Annotated in this window: 12 protein-coding genes; 1 reads left to right on the top strand and 11 read right to left on the bottom strand. The window is 37.7% G+C overall.

What is annotated here, in order from left to right; translation table 11 throughout:
• Window positions 1–481: 481 nt before the first annotated feature.
• The 8 genes from F3D3_RS07835 to F3D3_RS07800 all read right to left on the bottom strand — a co-directional run bounded on the left by F3D3_RS07835 (window position 482) and on the right by F3D3_RS07800 (window position 13,752).
• Window positions 482–3,346: an S-layer homology domain-containing protein gene (locus F3D3_RS07835; RefSeq protein ID WP_069872761.1), complete on the bottom strand. Its 2,865-nt coding sequence runs from the start codon at window positions 3,344–3,346 to the stop codon at window positions 482–484.
• 240 nt (window positions 3,347–3,586) lie between these two features.
• Complete coding sequence (locus tag F3D3_RS07830; RefSeq protein ID WP_069872759.1) at window positions 3,587–6,490, bottom strand: S-layer homology domain-containing protein; 2,904 nt, start codon at window positions 6,488–6,490, stop codon at window positions 3,587–3,589.
• A gap of 549 nt (window positions 6,491–7,039) precedes the next feature.
• Window positions 7,040–8,317, bottom strand: a complete 1,278-nt coding sequence (locus F3D3_RS07825) for a dicarboxylate/amino acid:cation symporter (protein ID WP_069872758.1) — start codon at window positions 8,315–8,317, stop codon at window positions 7,040–7,042.
• 340 nt (window positions 8,318–8,657) lie between these two features.
• On the bottom strand, window positions 8,658–9,557 hold the full coding sequence (locus tag F3D3_RS07820; RefSeq protein ID WP_069872756.1) for a response regulator: 900 nt from the start codon (window positions 9,555–9,557) through the stop codon (window positions 8,658–8,660).
• Between the two features lie 20 nt (window positions 9,558–9,577).
• Window positions 9,578–10,864: an ATP-binding protein gene (locus F3D3_RS07815; RefSeq protein ID WP_069872755.1), complete on the bottom strand. Its 1,287-nt coding sequence runs from the start codon at window positions 10,862–10,864 to the stop codon at window positions 9,578–9,580.
• Window positions 10,865–11,025: 161 nt separating this feature from the next.
• The gene (locus F3D3_RS07810; RefSeq protein WP_069872753.1) at window positions 11,026–12,213 is read right to left on the bottom strand and encodes a pyridoxal phosphate-dependent aminotransferase; all 1,188 of its coding nucleotides are present in this window, start codon (window positions 12,211–12,213) and stop codon (window positions 11,026–11,028) included.
• Between the two features lie 138 nt (window positions 12,214–12,351).
• Window positions 12,352–12,972: a histidine phosphatase family protein gene (locus F3D3_RS07805; RefSeq protein WP_069872751.1), complete on the bottom strand. Its 621-nt coding sequence runs from the start codon at window positions 12,970–12,972 to the stop codon at window positions 12,352–12,354.
• A 213-nt stretch (window positions 12,973–13,185) separates the two neighbouring features.
• The gene (locus tag F3D3_RS07800; RefSeq protein ID WP_069872750.1) at window positions 13,186–13,752 is read right to left on the bottom strand and encodes a DUF975 family protein; all 567 of its coding nucleotides are present in this window, start codon (window positions 13,750–13,752) and stop codon (window positions 13,186–13,188) included.
• Window positions 13,753–14,012: 260 nt separating this feature from the next.
• Here F3D3_RS07800 and lipB point away from each other — a divergent pair, with 260 nt between their 5' ends.
• Complete coding sequence (gene lipB / locus F3D3_RS23325; protein WP_084388897.1) at window positions 14,013–15,695, top strand: lipoyl(octanoyl) transferase LipB; 1,683 nt, start codon at window positions 14,013–14,015, stop codon at window positions 15,693–15,695.
• Window positions 15,696–15,787: 92 nt separating this feature from the next.
• Here lipB and F3D3_RS07790 read toward each other — a convergent pair whose 3' ends face one another.
• The 3 genes from F3D3_RS07790 to F3D3_RS07780 all read right to left on the bottom strand — a co-directional run bounded on the left by F3D3_RS07790 (window position 15,788) and on the right by F3D3_RS07780 (window position 19,054).
• A complete protein-coding gene (locus F3D3_RS07790) occupies window positions 15,788–16,501 on the bottom strand; it encodes a flagellin (protein ID WP_069872748.1) in 714 nt (237 codons plus the stop codon).
• Between the two features lie 129 nt (window positions 16,502–16,630).
• Complete coding sequence (locus F3D3_RS07785; RefSeq protein WP_084388896.1) at window positions 16,631–18,238, bottom strand: GNAT family N-acetyltransferase; 1,608 nt, start codon at window positions 18,236–18,238, stop codon at window positions 16,631–16,633.
• A gap of 66 nt (window positions 18,239–18,304) precedes the next feature.
• On the bottom strand, window positions 18,305–19,054 hold the full coding sequence (locus F3D3_RS07780) for an AAA family ATPase (RefSeq protein ID WP_069872746.1): 750 nt from the start codon (window positions 19,052–19,054) through the stop codon (window positions 18,305–18,307).
• Window positions 19,055–19,096 lie beyond the last annotated feature (42 nt).

The following is a 19,096-nucleotide window of genomic DNA, read 5'->3' as shown; positions in this document are numbered from 1 at the left end:
TATCTCTTTTATATGAGTATACCATATTTTAAGCCAAAGCTCATTGAAGACTAAATCAAAGCGTATACTCAGCTCACTGTGCTACCTTCGTAACCAAAATCCACATTTTATTTCAAGATTTTCTGGTACATACTCAGTCCACTACGCTACCTTCGTAACACTTGCACAATCCTATCGGATTGCATTCAGTGGGCGTTTCTGAATTAGGAAGATGAACCCCCACTTTGAAAAGCGGGGGACATCTTCCCAAGGAATCAAAGCGTATACTCAGTCCGCTTCGCTACCTTCGTAACACTTGCACAATCCTATCGGATTGCATTCAGTGGGAGTTTCTGAATTAGGAATATGAACCCCCACTTTGAAAAGCGGGGGACATCTTCCCAAGGATTATATAAAACAAAAACCTTCAATTGTCTAAATGGACAATTGAAGGCCTTGTACTATACTGGAAATTTTCAACTAAATCTTTGACTTTAGCGCTTTATTCTGAAACAGAAATTGTGAAGTTTCTCACCACAGTTGCCTTACCCAATTCCCGAGTAACCACTACCACAGCAAGAGGTGTTGTTGTAAGAATATCATAATCTGCGCCACTTGTATAAGGTGAATCATTAATCCGGATCATCGATACGGCAGAACCAGAATCCGTAACTGTAATTTTAATTGCAGAGGCTGTTGTTGCGACCCATCCGGTTACAGCCCCCGTTGTATCTGTTCCTCCAGCTACTGGAATTGAAACGTTGGTGACACCACCCACTGGATTTGGACTGCCAACTGCAAGTGTAATGGCACTTGGCGATGTTGCCTGAACTGCATTTTCTGCAACTGATATCATAAAGGTTCTTGTTACTGTTGTCTTGCCTGTTTCAGTCGTTGTAACGACAACCGTTAAGGATGAAACTGAAGTTCCAATCACGTAATCCGCACCACTTGTGTGTGGGCTGCTGTTAATTGTAATCACTGAAGCCGCAGGATTGACATCTGTAACCGTAAATTTGATTCTATCAGCATTCATAAAGGACCAATCATTAACTGCACCTGTTGTATCTGTTCCCCCTGCAACTGGAATTGACACATTTGTGACACCACCTACTGGATTATCTTTACCAACTTCAAGTGTGATGGCACTTGGGGTTGTAGCATCTACTGCAGGTGCTGCTGAAACTGTAAACATTTCATTGTCTGGATTATAACCTGTTTTGGCAAATCTTACTTTATAAACACCCTCAAAGGTACCTGTGATTGGTGTTAATAAGAATTCATGATCAGGTAAATTGCTATCATAGTCAGAGCCCACTTGGAAGTTGATAGTGATGAGATTACCCGCACCATCAAATAATTGGATATCATCTGCACTTAAATTTTCAAGCAACGTTGATATCTCCTGGTCTTCAACTGTGACCCAAATTTGGTCTTTATCATACATAAATGCGCTAACATCTGAGTCATGATCCGCCCAATTTCCGAAATTAAACACATTGCTTTGAGCTATAACAGTAGGATTGAGAGGGTCCCCTGTATAGAGTTTAAAATTACAATTATAAGTGTTTAAATCACCAAAATTGCCAAGTATCGCCATGGTCACAGAATTAGAAGTCTGACTGATTAACCCATAATGTCCAAAACGACTAGAATCCACATTGTTAAAAACATCAAAAGAATAAGTTGTAGCCCCAAATACAATCGTATTTGGCATTGTAATAGATGTAAAATTTTGATTAAAAGTTACTGTAAACGTATCTTTTGTTGTGGTAACACTGCTTACGGCTGGCGTACTTGACGCTGCTGTAACCGTCACCACACAAATTGCAGATAAAGTCGTGTTCGATACAGAAGTTGCAATGACATTGGTCGTTCCTGGAGCAACAGGTGTCACCACGCCGCCTGAGACGGTTGCAACACCAGTATCACTGGATGACCAAGTAACAGATTGATTCGTCGCATTGGTTGGCGTCACTGCGGCTGTTACAGTGCCTGTACTACCACCGACAGTTAAAGCCATCGTCGTTGGCGAAACAACAACGCCAGTCACACTTACAGTGGGACTATCATCGCCACCACTGCTGCCACCACCACTGCTACCACTACCACTTGGTGTCGCTGGTGTAGAAGGCGTTCCAGGTGTCACTTCAACCACCTCTTTTGGTGCTGTTTCAAAAGTAACATTTTCAACACTAACTTCTGCCGAAGTTATAGTCCCTTTTCCTGTGATCCTTATCTCTGAGTCAATCTTCATTTTTGTTACAACCGTATTTTCACCTAAGTTTATATTAGAATTTTTTGCTGAAGCCGAAACAGTCATCTCTCCAATAGTGGTTTCACCCTGGGTTGAGACTGCAACTTCTGATGCATTTACTTGAACGCTCTCGAAACTACCTTCTAACACAACGCCTTGACCTGCTGCATTTTCAGAAATAACAACCTTAAGGCCATCTACATTAGTGGCAACCACACGGACCTTTCCACTGGAAGTCTTTTGGACTGTGACGCTTTTATATTGACCCCCATTAATGTGAATACTGTTCGCCCCACCACCTCTAATAAACGTTTCGCCATCTACTGTTAAATTGTTTAATGTAACATCTCCAGAACCCACTTCTTCTGAGACAATCAAATTGCCCGTTATGTGTAAATTCTGAAGTATTACGCCATCTGCTTTGATAACGACATTGTTCTCTATCGTTTCTAATCCTGTTGCAGGTCCATATGTACCCGCTTGATCATAGACAACATGAGCTTCTGCTAGTGTATTATTAAGCGCCACAACAGCTTCGCCTCTTCTGATAATATCATTAGGTCTAAAAGTGCCATCTGGATAGCCCTTCATATAACCCGCTGTAACGACAGCGCCTACATACGCTTTACTCCAATCAGCAATACTAGAAACATCAGAAAAACCACTTACGGATTGTGAGTTCAAGGTTAGTCCTCTAGCCTTGGCGATCATAATAGCGGCTTCTTGTCTCGTAATAGGGTTATTCGGTGCGATGGTCTTATCTGGATAACCACTGATATAGCCAGCTGATATAGCCCTTGCCACAGCATCATAATACCAATCTGATGCTTTTACGTCCTTAAAATCAATTGCTCTGCCTTGAGTAAAATAAAATGCTTTATTAACCAAAGCCATAAACTCAGCTCTGCTAATGTTAGCGTCGGGTTTAAATGTGTTGTCTGGATAACCACTTGCCAAACCACTCGCTAACCATGCCTTGATTTCATTTTCAGCCCAGTGTCCAGTTATATCATTTGGACCTGCAAAAGATACAACTGGAATCATGGTTGCCAACAAAATCAATGTCGTCAATAACGCAATTAATTTGTTCCCCCGTTTTTTCTTCTTCATTAAAAGACCTCCTTGTTATATTGTTTTTTATCCACCCACGAGATAATATGAGTATCATAATAGTTCCTTATACCCATTATTTATAAAAAATCACTTCGGGTTCACCATTGTATTTTTTTATTATCAAACTATTATTGTCTCTTTTGGCACATAAAAAAACCTCCGACTGAAAAATACAATCGGAGGTTTAATCCTTAAAATAAATCTTTAATTAGAAATTTTTACTCGCTACCTTCAAAATCATGGTGATACAGTTATCGTGAAGTTTCTTACGACTGTTGCTTTACCATTTTCTCTGGTAACAGTAACAATTGAAAGATTAGAGATTGAAGCTACCGTATAATCCACACCACTGTAGTAATTAACGCCATTGATCTGAATATTTGTAGTTTCACTTCCACTTCCACTTGCTGTAACGGTAAATTTGATTTTATCATTTGTACCCGTCACCCAACCTGTTATTGCACCTGTTGTATCTGTACCACCAGCTGCTGGAATTGCTACGTTTGTAACGCCTCCTACTGGATTCATACTGCCAACGGCTAAGGTAATCGCACTTGGAGTAGTTGCCTGAACTGGATTTTCAGTCACTGAAATATTAAAAGTTCTAATTGCAGGCGTTTTTCCAGTTTCTGTTGTTGTAACCACTACGGTTAGTGCTGATGTGCTTGTTGCAATTACATGATCCACGCCACTTGTATAGTCTGAACCATTAATCTGAATTGTAGATGATGTAGAAGGTGCGTTTGTCACCGTAAACTTTATTCTATCCGCATTCATATATGACCAATCGGTAACTGCACCTGTGTTATCTGTGCCACCAGCCACTGGAATCGCCACGTCTGTAACGGCACCAACTGGATTTGCGCTACCAACTGCAAGTGTGATCGCACTTGGCGAAGTCGCCAAAGCTGCTGGTGAGACACTTATAATGAAGGTTCTTGTTGCTGTAATTTTGCCAGTTTCGGTGGTTGTCACAACTACAGTCACATTTGATGTAGAAAGCACTTTATAGTCTGCGCCACTCGTATATGGCGTTCCATTAATTGTGATGTTCGATGTTGCTAAACCGACATTCGTTACTGTAAATTTGATTTTGTCTGCTGTTGCTGCTACCCAATCTACAATAGCACCTGTGTTGTCTGTTGCACCCTCTGCTGGAATCGATACATTTGTAATGTTTCCAACCGAGTCTTCACTGCCGCCCTTTGCTAAGGTTACTGCACTAGGAGCAGTTGCTAAAACTGCTGGCGCTGAAGTAACGCTGACGATAAAAGTTCTTACCACAGTTGTTTTACCAGTTTCACTCGTTGTCACAACTATAGATGCACTTGATGTAGAGAGCACAGTATAGTCTGCTCCACTTGTATATGGCGTTCCATTAATTGTGATGCTAGATGTTGCTAAGCCACCATTAGTCACTGTGAACTTGATTTTGTCAGCCGTTCCTGCTGCCCAACCTGCTATAAAACCAGTCGTATCGGTTCCGTTCGCTGCTGGGATGACGACATTGTTAACGCCTCCAACTGGATTCAAACTCCCAACTGCCAATGTTACTGCAGTTGGTATTGCTGCCTGCTCGGTCACTGTTACCACACAGATCGCTGACATACTTGTATTCGCCACTGATGTAGCGACAACATTTGTTGTGCCTACAGCAACTGGTGTAACAACACCGTTGACCACAGTTGCCACTGAGAGATTACTAGAAGTCCATGTTAAAGATTTGTTCGTTGCATTAGTAGGGCTCACTGTTGCAGTAACTGTTCCAGTACTCCCCCCTACGACAAGTCCCATAGTTGTTGGTAAAACGCTGACACCACTAACATTAACGGTGTCATCACCATCATTGCCACCACTTCCGCCACTGCTACCACCACCGCTGCTCGGTGTTGAAGGCGTTACCGGTGTATTGAAATCAACTCTTACAACACCGTCTGTTGGCTGTGTTTCAAAAGTCACACCATCTACGCTGACCTCTGCTTTTATGATTTTACCTTTGCCTGTTATGTGAATCTTTGTGTTTATTTTCATCATTTTAACGACTGTGTTCACACCTAAATCAACTTTTGCGCCGATCGCTGTGCTTGATATCGTCATTTCGTCAATTGTGGTTTCCCCTTGCGTTTTTACAGTCACATTAGGTGCATTGATCTGTACTTTCTTAAAAGTGCCTTCTAATACAACTGTCTGACCTGCAGCACTTTCAGAAATCACAACTTCCAGATCATTTATATTTTTTGCAACAATACGTACATTGCCACTAGAAGTTTTTTGAACGATAACTTTATTATATTTACCGCCATTGATGTAAATACTATTCACACCACCACCTCTGACATATGTTGCACCATCTACAGTGACATTATTTAATGTTACGCTGCCAGTACCCACTGCTTCTGATATGATCAGATCGCCTGTTATATGCATGTTCTGTAGCGTTACGCCATCACTTTTAATAATAACCGTGTTCGCGACATTTTCTATGCCTGTTGCCGGTCCATAGATACCAGACGCATCATATGCTGTATAAGAAGCTGACATTGCATTGTTTAATGCCACAAGAGCTTCTGCTCTTTTAATAATATCCGTTGGTCTAAAAGTCCCATCTGGATAACCGCTCATTAGCCCTGCATTGACAACAGCACCAACATAACTTCTACTCCAATTCGCTATTGATGACGCATCGCTAAAGTTGTTAATATTCAGCGAAGTCAATTCTAATCCTTTTACTTTAGCAATAATGATTGCTGCTTCTTGTCTCGTAATAGATCGATTTGGGCCCATAGTGTTATCTGGATACCCCTTAATATAACCTGCTGCTACAGCTTTTTTTACCGAACTGTAGTACCAATCCGAAACAGATACATCACTAAAGTTAATCGAATTCTCTTGTGTAAAATAAAATACTTTGTTTACTAAAGTCATAAATTCAGCTCTAGTAATCATCTCATCTGGTCTGAATGTACCATCTGGATAGCCACTAGCAAATCCACTTGTTGTCCACTCTTCAAGTGTCGTTTGTGCCCAATGTTTTTGAATATCACTTGGTCCAGCAAATGATAATACAGGAATCATTGTTACCAGCAGGATAAGCGTGGTCGACAATGAAACCACCTTATTTCTCCATTTTTTTCTTGTCATTTAAAACCTCCTACTTCATTTGTATTCATAATACATTTTGATTTATACTCTGAAAAATTATGAGATGGCTTGAAATCTCAAACCGACTTTTGTTAGCAACTTATGAGGTTATGTATCACTATCAAGTCAATTAGTGACAATCCTTGCTCTTCCGCGTGTAACCGATTTCCACAAATTAAACCGCTCTGCTCCGTATCGGGCGGAAAAGTAATGATAAAAATTAGCAATCTGACCGCAACTTTACTATTGAGTTCAAAATGTTAAATGCAAATTTATTATACCAAACTATGTTTTTTCATCTTTTTGATTTTTTACCATATTAAAATATAATGCGCATATTATTCCATCGCCTCATATCTTACTATAGCACTCGGTTAACTAAATTGATATAGCTGTTTGTATTACAAATCCAATACATTGTTGTCGTAAATCTAATAATCCAAAAAAAACACATTTTAAATTTAACCCTCTTCATAAGAAATCAGGTTAAACTCAAAATGTGTGTGGCCTCTTAATACTCAACTTCTTTATACTTTAACTCAGATGCGCTTACGCAACATCTCCAGCAGAGTCAAGTTCGTTTGGTGCATAGTAAATGGCTTCATCAAATTCATTTTCAGTTTTAGCGACGATCAGTGTACAAACTGCATCTCCAGTGATGTTAATAACAGTTCTACACATATCTAAAATTCTATCAATTCCTAAAATCAAACCAATTGCTTCAACAGGCAATCCTACTTGTACAAGCACCATGGAAAGCATAACCAGACCGACCCCAGGAACGCCCGCAGTACCAATAGATGCAATCGTCGCTGTTAAAATTACGGTTGCAAAATCGCCTAAGCCTAAAGGAATCCCGTAAAGTTGTGCTATAAACACGGTTGCAACGCCTTGCATAATTGCAGTCCCATCCATATTGATCGTCGCACCCAGTGGTAATGTAAAAGAGGCAAGTTCTTTCTTAACACCTAATCTCTTCTCAACCGTTTCTATGGTTACAGGCAGTGTTGCGTTGCTTGAAGAGGTTGAAAAAGCAACTGCCATAGCAGGTGCAAAATTCTTGAAGAATTGAATTGGACTCAGCTTAGTGGTCGCATATAGAAGACCTTGATAAGTGATTAAGCCATGAATTACAAGTGCCCCTAAAACACACAACATGTAGACCAGTAAGGAGCCAATCGCATCAAATCCAAAAGTCGCCATCGTCTTGCCCACCAACGCAAATACGCCATAGGGTGCAAATTTCATAATCAACATAACCATTTGAAGAATGACTTCATTGACTTGTTCTAAAAGATCTTTAACCATTTTTGCTTTATCACCTATAATCGTAATTGCCGTCCCTGTTAGAAGTGCAAATATAATGATTTGAAGCATATTGCCTTTTGCCATAGCATCGATGGGATTTGTCGGCACCATATCGATCAATACATTAACAAATGCAGGGCTTGCAGCCGCCTCATAAGTCAGTTCCTGTGAAGTCATTTGCATGAAGGAACCTGGCTTGACGATCGTCCCGACAATAATTGCAATTGTAATCGCAATCGCAGTTGTCAATAAATAAAATCCAACTGTTTTACCACCAATTCTGCCAAGCTTTTTAATGTCACCCATTTGTGCCGCGCCAAGTGTAAGTGATACAAAAACAAGTGGAACTACCATCATTTTAATGAGTGCAATAAAAACCGAACCCAATAAAACAAATCCAAAACCCACAACGTAATCTTTTACGATTACATTGTCCCCAAGCGGATTTAAAACTAATCCGACAACAACCCCCAGTAACATTGCAATTAGAATTTTTTTTGTTAAACTTGTACCTTTCATGTTTTTCCCCCTTTTTAATAATTCAAAATAAATACAGTTCACTCCAGAATACACTCTATTTATATCTGCGAGACTACACTTTCCTACAAAATGTTACACAAACATACAAAATTTATTTCTATTTTGTAACATAGCCCTTGAAGAGATGTCCCTCACTTCTCAAAGTGGGGGACATCTTCCGAGTTCAGAAACTCTCACGGAATGCAATCCAATAGGCGGGTTGCGAGGGGTGCGAAGGTTGCGAAGCGAACTGAATATACGCATTGATAAAGGCTATATCAATATTCAAGCAACTGCGTTTGCCTTAAATCAACATAGCCTTCTTCATTCTAATAGTGCTCTATTTATTCATTTCGATGATCAATCCCGCAATGAACTTTTTGATATTGATCTTTCCAGGATCTTTTGAACGGTGTTTTAGATATTCCATTTCTTTTCGAACTTCTCTGAATTCAAACAGAGTATTTGCATAGCGGTCAAAATAAATATTTTCATAGTCATCTAGTCCGATTTCACCAATGGTCTCAAGTGCTTGTCCAATCGTCCTTCTAATACGTTGCTCAATCGTCTTTTCATTGACGATTTCGCCCTTTTCTCTCTCATACTTATCACTGACATACGTGTACAGTTCCGACAGACGATAATCTAACACTTTTTTTCTTATCCCATCATCAAGTCCAAGAATGAATTCAACCACATGGAGAATATCTTTAGTCCCCGCATCGCTAATCACACCCAAATGAGACAATATCTCTTTTGCGCTGGCGAGCGGATCTTGCTCTAATCGATTCATTTCGAATATTGGATCCCCATTTAAAGACTGCATATTTTTAAAGGCAGATTGAAAGGAATCAATCACCTTTTTCATTTTTAACTTTTCGTCAATGCGTTTTACCACATTGATCACTTCAATCACATTGATGGGCTTATTTATATAGAACTCTATCCCACTGTTGTAAGCCTTAGAAACCATATCTTTTGCGTGAACTTCACTGATCATTATAAAAGGAAGATCTTTAAATTTAGGTTTTAATTGGGTCACCAATGTGATGCCATCAATTTTAGGCAATAGTAAATCCACAATTACAATATCAGGTCTTAGCTTTACGATTTCATTAACTGCATTTGCACCAGTGGTGTCCTTGCCAATCACATCACCCAATTTCTGATTGACAATAATTTTTGAGAGTATACTGATAACACTTATATCATCATCAATTAAATAAAAATTATAATTCATAATCACCTCGGCTACTCACTTTACTCGTGGATTTCTGTATCTTCGCGATCATTTACCAATCGAACTCTAGGCATTCTAATATTGAAATTAGTGCTAACACCCTTTTGTGATTCAACGGTCAATTTGCCATTTAAAATTTCTTCAATAAGATATTTAGCATGTGTTAATCCGATACCAGAAGACATGATTCCATTGATTTCATTATATTTTGTCGAAAATCCAGGCTCAAAAATAAGATTTAAATCGACTTCTTCTATGCCAACACCCTCATCATATACGCTCATAAATATAAAATCATCTTGTAGATTTTCATAAATACTGATTAAACCCGTACGTTCAATTGCTTCAATGGCATTGACCACAAGGTTGTTTAAAACGGATATCAGTGTAAAATATTCACTTGTTTTAAAATTATAAAATCTATTGATTTGAAAATCTATTTTTTTGCCTTTGGATTCTGCTAACTTTCGATTCGTCTCGATGACAATATTTAGAATTTCAAAGAAATGCATTTGAAAACTTGAAGTTTCCTCTATGCTCTTTTCTATACCAGCGATCACTCTCGTATAATCCTTTTTGATCTCATGAATATCTTTTGCAACAGATAAGATTGCAGTTTTTTCGTCACTGTTATCGATTCTCTCATAAATTTCAAAACTTCGTCTCATAGCATCTTCAATATCATTTTTAGATTTCCTAAGGAAAAAGAGTTCAGTTTTTAAGCTGGACATGAGCACAATCTTCTCAACAAATTTTTGGTGATTCTGTCTGTCCTTCATATGTTGCAAATAATAACCTGAAATATAAATCATAATCGTTGTGAAAATCGTCCTAAACAAGCCAATCATAATGATGGTATAAATCACTTGTTCAAAATTTGCATTTTGCCATTCTTGCCTAATGACAACTTCAATAATATTGGGAATACTATCACAAATCCAAATGCTCAAGAAGAGCGCCAAAGGATTTTTGAGAAAACTTCTTACATCTAATAACACAAAAAAGATGCTGTAGAAGACATAGAAAAAAACCACCGGATAGTAAATCTGAAACGCCTCTAAAAAAGTGCCATTTTGATTGAACACAAAAACAGAACTTCTTACAAGAAACATCAAAACGCCTACGAGATTAATCGTGGAAAGTGGGTTAATTTCTTTGAATGTCAATATGAGGATATTTAAAACAACCACTGCAAAGGTAAGTCTAAACTCCGTTCCAAACGGCGTGAAATATATTTGTCCCATAAAAGTAGTAAAAACAGCCACTAAGACGAGCTTTTCATTATTTCTTGATTTTTGATTGATCAAGCGTCTATCACATCCCTGTTATAATCATTAAACTCATTTTATCACAGTATGTTCAAAATATAAATCAAACGCGTATTTAAATGACTATGATCACTTAAACACGCGTCGTGTTGGTTTGAAACGCATTCCTATTGATAGTTAGAGCGTCAAAATTCAGTTATTTATTGTTCACAAAATACTTTAAGTCTTTTTAATCCCTCTTCAATATTAACCATACTTGTGGCATAAGAAAGTCTAATGTAATCATCCACCCCAAATGCAATTCCAGGGATAACCGCTATATTGGCATCATCCAATAAAACCGATGCCAAATCGATGGAGTTTTTTATATCAATACCCTTTATTTTTTTACCGATAAAATAAGCCATATTGACCATGACATAAAACGCACCTTCTGGTTCAACGCATGTGACGTTTTGGATAGCACTAATGGTTTTAACCATGAATTGACGTCTTTCGTCAAATGCTTTTCTCATCACTTCTATTGGTTCTTGATTTCCATTAAGTGCTTCAATACTTGCATACTGCGCGATTGTATTGGGATTAGAAGTAGCATGAGACTGAATATTGCTCATAATTTTAGCGATTTCCACGGTACTTGCTGTGTATCCAATACGCCATCCCGTCATTGCATAGGCTTTACTCAATCCGTTGACAACGATAGTTCTCTCCTTAAAGCTTTCTGAAAGCGCTGCAATTGAATAATGTCTTTTCCCATATATTAATTTTTCATAAATCTCATCTGATATAATATAAAGATCATTTTGCTCTGCAAAAACACCAATTTCTACAAGCTCTTCTTTTGAATAAACTGCACCCGTTGGATTGTTGGGACTATTGATAATAATCGCCTTTGTCTTCTTGGTAACTGCTTTTTCAAGCTGATCTACAGTCACCTTAAATAAATTCGAAGCTTCTGCTTCAACTAAAACGGGCTCACCATCAGCCATTTTTACAAGTTCATAGTAACTTACCCAATACGGCGAAGGAATGATCACCTCGTCCCCTGGATTCAAAAGCGTCTGTAACGCATTGAAAAGTGAATGTTTGGCACCTGATGAAACCACAATTTGTTCAGGATTATAGTCAAGTTCATTGTCTCTTTTGAGTTTATCACAAATCGCTTTTTTCAGTTCCAGTAATCCTGATGCTGCTGTATAGCCATTGCCGCCTTTTTCAATCTGTTTAATCGCTGCAGTTCTGATATACTCAGGTGTATTAAAATCGGGTTCTCCCGCACCAAAACTAACGATATCGACACCACTCTCTTTTAATTGTTTCGCTTTAGCTGTAATGGCTAAAGTCATCGAAGCTGAAATACCACTATTTTTTTTAGACAAAGATTTCATAAATTTGACCTCCAATAATCTCTGAATTCATGTTTATTATAGCAACTCTTTTATGAGATGTACACGCATATTATTAAGCTTTTATTATTTTCCCTATTTTTTTATTAAGTTTTTAGGCCTTTCATATTTAAAAACAAATCATCTACTTAAGTGCTCCATTTGCGGCTCATGTACACATTTGAAATTTGAACCATCAAATTTGTAAATATGCAATTTTGCATTCCCGGCCACATGATACTCTTTGATCTTTTCAATTTGGTCACCATTAAAAATCAATTTCATCATCATCAATGTAATCCCATGCGTGACAATCATCACGCGTTTAACGTGATTCATTTCAAAATGTTGCTCTAGTAAATCTTTTATGAAAGCATTGACACGTTCATAGAGCATATAGTAATTCTCGCCATCTTCTATCACAAATTTTTCAGGTTCATAATAATATTGCTTATACGCATCTGGATACTTTTCTTCTATCTCTTTGATAAACATACCTTGCCATGGTCCGAGCCCAATTTCTTTTAAGCGATCATCGCACATGATATGAGCTGTATAATCCGTTGCAATTTCAAGCGTCTTAAGCGCACGATCCGAAGGTGAAGCATAATAGGCATCAAACTCAAGCGCATCAATTTCTTTGCCCAGATAATAAGCACTCTGAATACCCTTTTCAGTTAATGGTGAATTTAGCCACCCCTGCATTCTTCCAAGAACATTCCATTCTGTCTGTCCATGCCTTGCCATATAAATTTCCAGCATTTAAGCCTCCTCGTATCTCATCTGATGGTTAGGATGAAAAAAAGTTCAGCAATAGACTTTTTCACTCAAACCGTGTAATCTCTACTATTTTATACGATATCTTTATAGCATTACAAGGCTAATTCAAAAAAAAATAAAAGCCATACCTTTAATCTTTAAAGAAATGTTGCCTCCAAAAGATTGTGTATGGCTCTCGTGTCATCAATGGACTCATTAATATTCGTCGTACCAGTCATTCTGTTCACTTTCTTCAGCATTAGACAATGCATAGCAAAGCTCTTCTGGCGTGCATAAATTGTGCTTAATAGCGCCCAATCTCAAGGACGCATAAAGTTGCGCTTTGGTTGCATCCACATAAGGATTGACAAACCACGTGCCGATGCCAAACAGCAGAGAACCTAATATATACCATCCCAAGAAGGATAAGTCCAGTACAAACATATCCCATTTTTGACCATTTGTCATTTCTACACTGAGTTCAATAGCCCTATTACTGTCAATATTGGGATTGTCGGCCAAAATGTAAGGTACCATTGAATACGCATAAGCTTTTATAATACCTGGTATAATGAATAGTAAAAGCCATAGAAAATTATAAACGTCTTTTATGAACATGGTTACAACAATGTTCAGGTAATAGTCCGAGTTAAATCCAAAGCCAACTTCCTTAAAAGCAACCTCACGTTCAGTACCTCTTAAGAAGTAGTTACGCCCGCCAACCTCAAGAATATAGCCTAAAAAGACCCTCAGCACGACAACTACAATTACAATCATTACCATGGCAAATGAAAAGGCAGGTAACCACGAAGTAAATCCGCCAATGTCAAAATTTCCATTGTTAAAATACTGATTTGATGAAATAGAAAAATTTGCATTATGATCCTTTGATCCCGATCCGATTCCTATTCTACTCTAATACCCTTTATAAAGCATTTGAAAGCTATTAAAAAAAGGTTAAAACTTAGAATATTATTATTCTATTTATTTGTCTAGAGTGTTAAGATTAAAGTATTATATAACACTAAGGGGATACAGATATTATGAATCTAGAGAACAATCCAAAAAATCTGAATCAAATTTTGAGAGAAAACACGTCTATATTGATCCGTGAGCACTTCCAGTATAATGCGTTGAAGGATGCCTCTGATACTCTATTTGATTTGTTTGAAAAAGTAAGTCAATTGGATGTCAATGATCACACTCATAATGAAGCGATCTATTTGGATAGCGGTAAAGCCATTGGCTCCTATTGGGCAGGCAGATGCATGACAGAATTTATGCGAACGAGGCTATTTTTAATGGGCATACAGGATGGCATCAAAGCACTTCAAAATCAATTTCCAAACGAGACCATACATATTTTATATGCGGGAACTGGTCCCTTTGGCACATTGGTCACACCCTTGACCACGCTTTTTACAGCATCTGAAATTCAGGTCACTGGTTTAGAAATTAATAAAGAAAGCATCCAATGTTTTCGAAATATTATTGCCGCTTTCCACATTGAAGCCTATTTTCAGGATATTATACAATGTGATGCAACGCAGTACCAAAAAAAATCGAGTCAAATTGTACACATGATCATTACTGAAACGATGCTCAATGGCCTCCAAAAAGAACCTCAAGTTGCCATTACGCGAAACTTGGTACCGCAAATGCACCCCAACGGCATCCTTATTCCCCAAAATATATCCGTTTCACTTAATCTTGTCGACAAAAGGGCAGAGATGGATCGACTTTTTTTAGAAAACACGGTTTCCAAACCTTTTTTTTTACAAGTTGCCAGTTTAATTGAGCTCAATCAAAACAATTGCACCTATGATCACATTTATCACAACATTGAAGTCAATTTGAAGGGACCTATCGAAACACGCTTTAATGGGATCAGTCTTTTTACAACCATTCAAGTATTTGATCATCATGTCATCGAGTACAATGCATGTTCTTTAACCCTGCCTATAAATTTAAAGACATTGACGCCTGCCACACTACTAGAAAACAAACTTGTTTTCAATTATAAATTTGGTGAGCACCCAAAATTTGAATACAAAATTAACGCATTTTCTATGAATTTGAACACACATGATCTTGGTTTAATGGATTACACAAAAGCATACACACTTCAAGAGCATTTATTGCTTGAAGTCCAGAATGGCTCCGATGATCATTTGTTACTGCTTGAGCATCCCAAAGTTATAACACTAGGCTTAAATGCGAATGACAATAACATACTCATCCCTCAGGCAGAACTTGATGCACTTGGTTTCCAAGTTATAAAGACGCGTCGAGGTGGTGATGTTACTTACCATGGGCCTGGCCAATTGGTGGGTTATACTATTTTTAACATCAAAAAAAATCACGGAGGCAGTGTTAAGAAATTTGTCTATAAATTAGAGCAACTCTTTATCCAATTGCTACAGGATCATTATAATATTCCAGCTAAAAGAGATCCCATTAATTCAGGGGTCTTTGTTGGTAATTCTAAAATTCTTGCACTTGGTCTTTCTGTAAAAAAGGGCGTCACCATGCATGGCTTCGCCCTTAATGTCAACACCCATCTTGAGGATTTTGATGTAATTGTCCCTTGTGGTCTCAAAAATCACACCGTGACCAGTATCAATCAACAGTGCCATGGCATAATCGATATGTCCATTCTCAAAACTCAAATTATTCAAGCTTTTCTATCAGAATTCAATTACAATCAAATCATCAACGAAAAATAAATCTAAAAATAGGATTCACTGAAATGAATTTCATTTCGATGAATCCTATTCTAATGATCGCAAAACGATGCAAACGCCTTTCAGATGTCTTTTTAAGCTAAAATGTTGAGTTTACTCTTTTGTGATTCCATTTGCAATTTTTGAGTAGATAACTGATACTGTTTTAAATAATCCTGCTTTTTAAAATCAGATATTTGAGTCAGCAAATCCTCTTCAAGATTTGCTCTGGAAGCAACTGTATTCTCTTGTGCTATATCATTAGAGCGAACCGTTGATTCTAATCCTGTCGTTTTGCTGCCCATTTTAGAACGTGCAGCGCTCACTTTTTCCAGTGCTTGATCGATCTTACTGAGATCAAAATCTCCAGTTACATTAAAATCTGAGATGCCCAAACTTTCTAAACTGGTATTTTGAAGCTGCATAGACGTTCCTTGATTGCCTGTTTGAACATTAAGTTTACGATCTTGACCCAATAATTTTATAGTATTAAATTCCGTGTTCTTAAGGGTATCCTTTATTGAACTTTTTAGGCCTTCGATTTGAGATTGGATGGCATTCTTGTCATCCACTGTCAATATCCCGTTTTGGGCTTGAATTGCAAGCTGCTTGATTTCCTGTAGCGGATCCGATACAGATTGAAGTGCACCATCGGCTGTTTTCAGAGCATCTACCACAGTTTGAGCATTTTCAGATCCTTGATTTAATGCGTTAATTTGAGAAGTCATCTTCTGTTCAATACTAATGTTTGCAGGTTTATTTTGAGCGCCCTGAATCATTGGATTAAACGAATTCGAATCTATTTTCATAACATCACCACACTTTCAAAAAAAATTAAAGCTTTAGTCAATGAATACCCATTTGCGATTATGTCAACCATTTTTTATTTTTTTAAAAGAATTTCTCTAGGCAAAATTATATTTCATTTCAAGCAAATCTCAGACTGCGGATTGGCTCAACAGAGAAGCATATGTTTGAAAACTCTCTCTCTTATTTCCATTTACGCCTTCAACAGATTCTGCTGTCAACATTGAATTTAATACGGCTTCTTCCGTAGACTCAATGACAGCTCTAAAAGCAATATCCATTTGATTTTCCTGAATAAAGGTGTATGACATGAGCTCTGAAGCTGTTGTTATCCCAATTCTATTTGCGGTGGAAAAACCAATGACGATCTCACCACTGCCATGTCCGATATAAGAACCCAGTCTTGCAAGTCCACTAACCGCACGTTTACAAATACGTTTAAGTTGCCTGTCAGATACCGGTAAATCTGTGGCAACAATAATCATACACGATCCTTTATCCACAGCCTCTTCATTAATAGCCGCTCGTCTCAAAGAGTCGATGCAACTTCCAATTTGATTATGGTCTACGATTAAATCTGTTAATATGCCATGATTCGATAATACCAAGACGCCAAGTGTATACTGCGCCTTGCCAATGCTGAAGCATCTTGATGATGAGCCAATGCCGCCTTTCAATTGATGACAAGACATCCCTCTGCCTGCACCTATAGCGCCCTCTGAAAAGTCAATTTCAGCATTCTTGATAGCATCAAGTACATGGTAAGCTTGAACAGATTTATGTGTAATATCATTGAGATAACTGTCGTTGCATTCACCCACAATTGGATTTATCGATTTAATTTCAGATTCACTCGATGCAAGCATATAATCTATCAAAGCATCTTGAACACGCCCCACTGCTAGTGTATTGGTCAATGCTATAGGTGTTTCTAAGGTTCCCAGCTCATCCACTTGTATTAAGCCAGTTGTCTTTCCAAAGCCATTAATCACATGTGATGCAGCTATCATTTTATGTTTAAACATATCCTCTGCCGACGGCAAAATAACGGTTACACCCGTTTGAGAGGCACCACTTTGAATCGTAGAATGTCCCACACGAATACCCGCTACATCTGTGATTTTATTGAGAGCGCCTCTCTTAAGCGAACCTATTTTCAGACCTATTTCATGTGCTCTATTTGGGTAATCGGATAAAAACAAAAGTCGGTTCAGACTGTATATGACTTGTTTCTTATCAGAGATGACACCCATCAGACTGAAATTATAACGCTCCACACTCTTAATAGATGCTTTGTTTTGAGCATGAATAATGCTTTCAACGGTGGAGAGCATCAATACTTTAAATGCAAAGTTCAAAACAAGTTTAAGGCCCTCATGCATATAACCGTTCTTTTGATTAGATTCGATAATCTCATAACCAAGCTCACCTTTATTCGCATCATAGTTAATATTCCATAGACATAAAGTCCCAATAATTGCTTTTGTCTCTTTGAGTTCGATACCCCAAAAATACCATTGATGATCTTCATATCCCGCTATGATCTTATCTATAAATTGTTCTGTCTCTTCATAGGTTTCATCAATCTTACGATCGATATATTTAGAAATCTCCCTCGAATGCCGAATCTCATACAGGGCACTAATATCTTCTTTTTTTAACGCGCGTAATCTTATACGATGACCTTCAAGAACCAAATCATCAGGTGAATTTTGTTTTATCAAACATTCTAACAGCATTTTGTCCTCCAGCTTTAACGATTTTACTCTAAACGATTTTTAGATATAACGGACTAATGCTCACAATTAAGTCATTAAAATTTTAAGCATGCGCTCCGTATTGTTTAAAAATTGCTTTGTAACATTATAATGCTCTGTATCTTCATATTTAACACAATCGTAATTCTGATCAACAGAATATATACACGCATTGGGATACGCCATTAAAATTGGCGAGTGCGTGGCAATTATAAATTGTGAATCTTCCAGAACCAAATCATGCATTCTTGAAAGTAAAGCCATTTGCCGATTTGGTGAAAGTGCCGCCTCAGGTTCATCTAAGATATAGAGTCCTTTGCCGCTTAGTCTGTTCATAAATAAGGTTAGAAATGACTCACCATGAGATTGTTGATGTAAAGATTTCCCTCCATAGGATTGAATTAATTTAGACGCATTACCGTAATCTCGATCTAATTCATCAATATAGGATGCAACATTATAGAAACTTTCTGCTCTCAGAAAAAAGCCATCTTTAGGAGATTTGGCGCTTTTTACAAGTCGAATTTCATTAAACAAAGGAGAATGAGAATTTTCAGTGGCAAAATTAAAATTCTTAGTGCCACCTTCAGGATTATATCCAAATGCAACTGCAATAGCTTCCAGTATAGTTGATTTCCCACTACCGTTTTCACCAATTAGAAAAGTGACATTCGGATGAAATTCAATAGTATTTAAGCTCTCAACTGCTGGCAAGTTATAGGGATATTCATTTCTTCCAGTTACATCACTTTTGTTTTTATAAACTTCACGAAGATATTGTTCTTTTGATTTTAACAATTGTCGATCTCCTTCTTCTCAAGTATCTTATTTCAAAGGTGA

This window comes from Fusibacter sp. 3D3 (genome assembly GCF_001748365.1).
Taxonomy (GTDB): Bacteria; Bacillota; Clostridia; order Peptostreptococcales; family Acidaminobacteraceae; genus Fusibacter_A.
The sequence above is the reverse complement of the archived record's forward strand: the minus strand, read 5'-3'. Positions and strand labels throughout refer to the sequence as shown.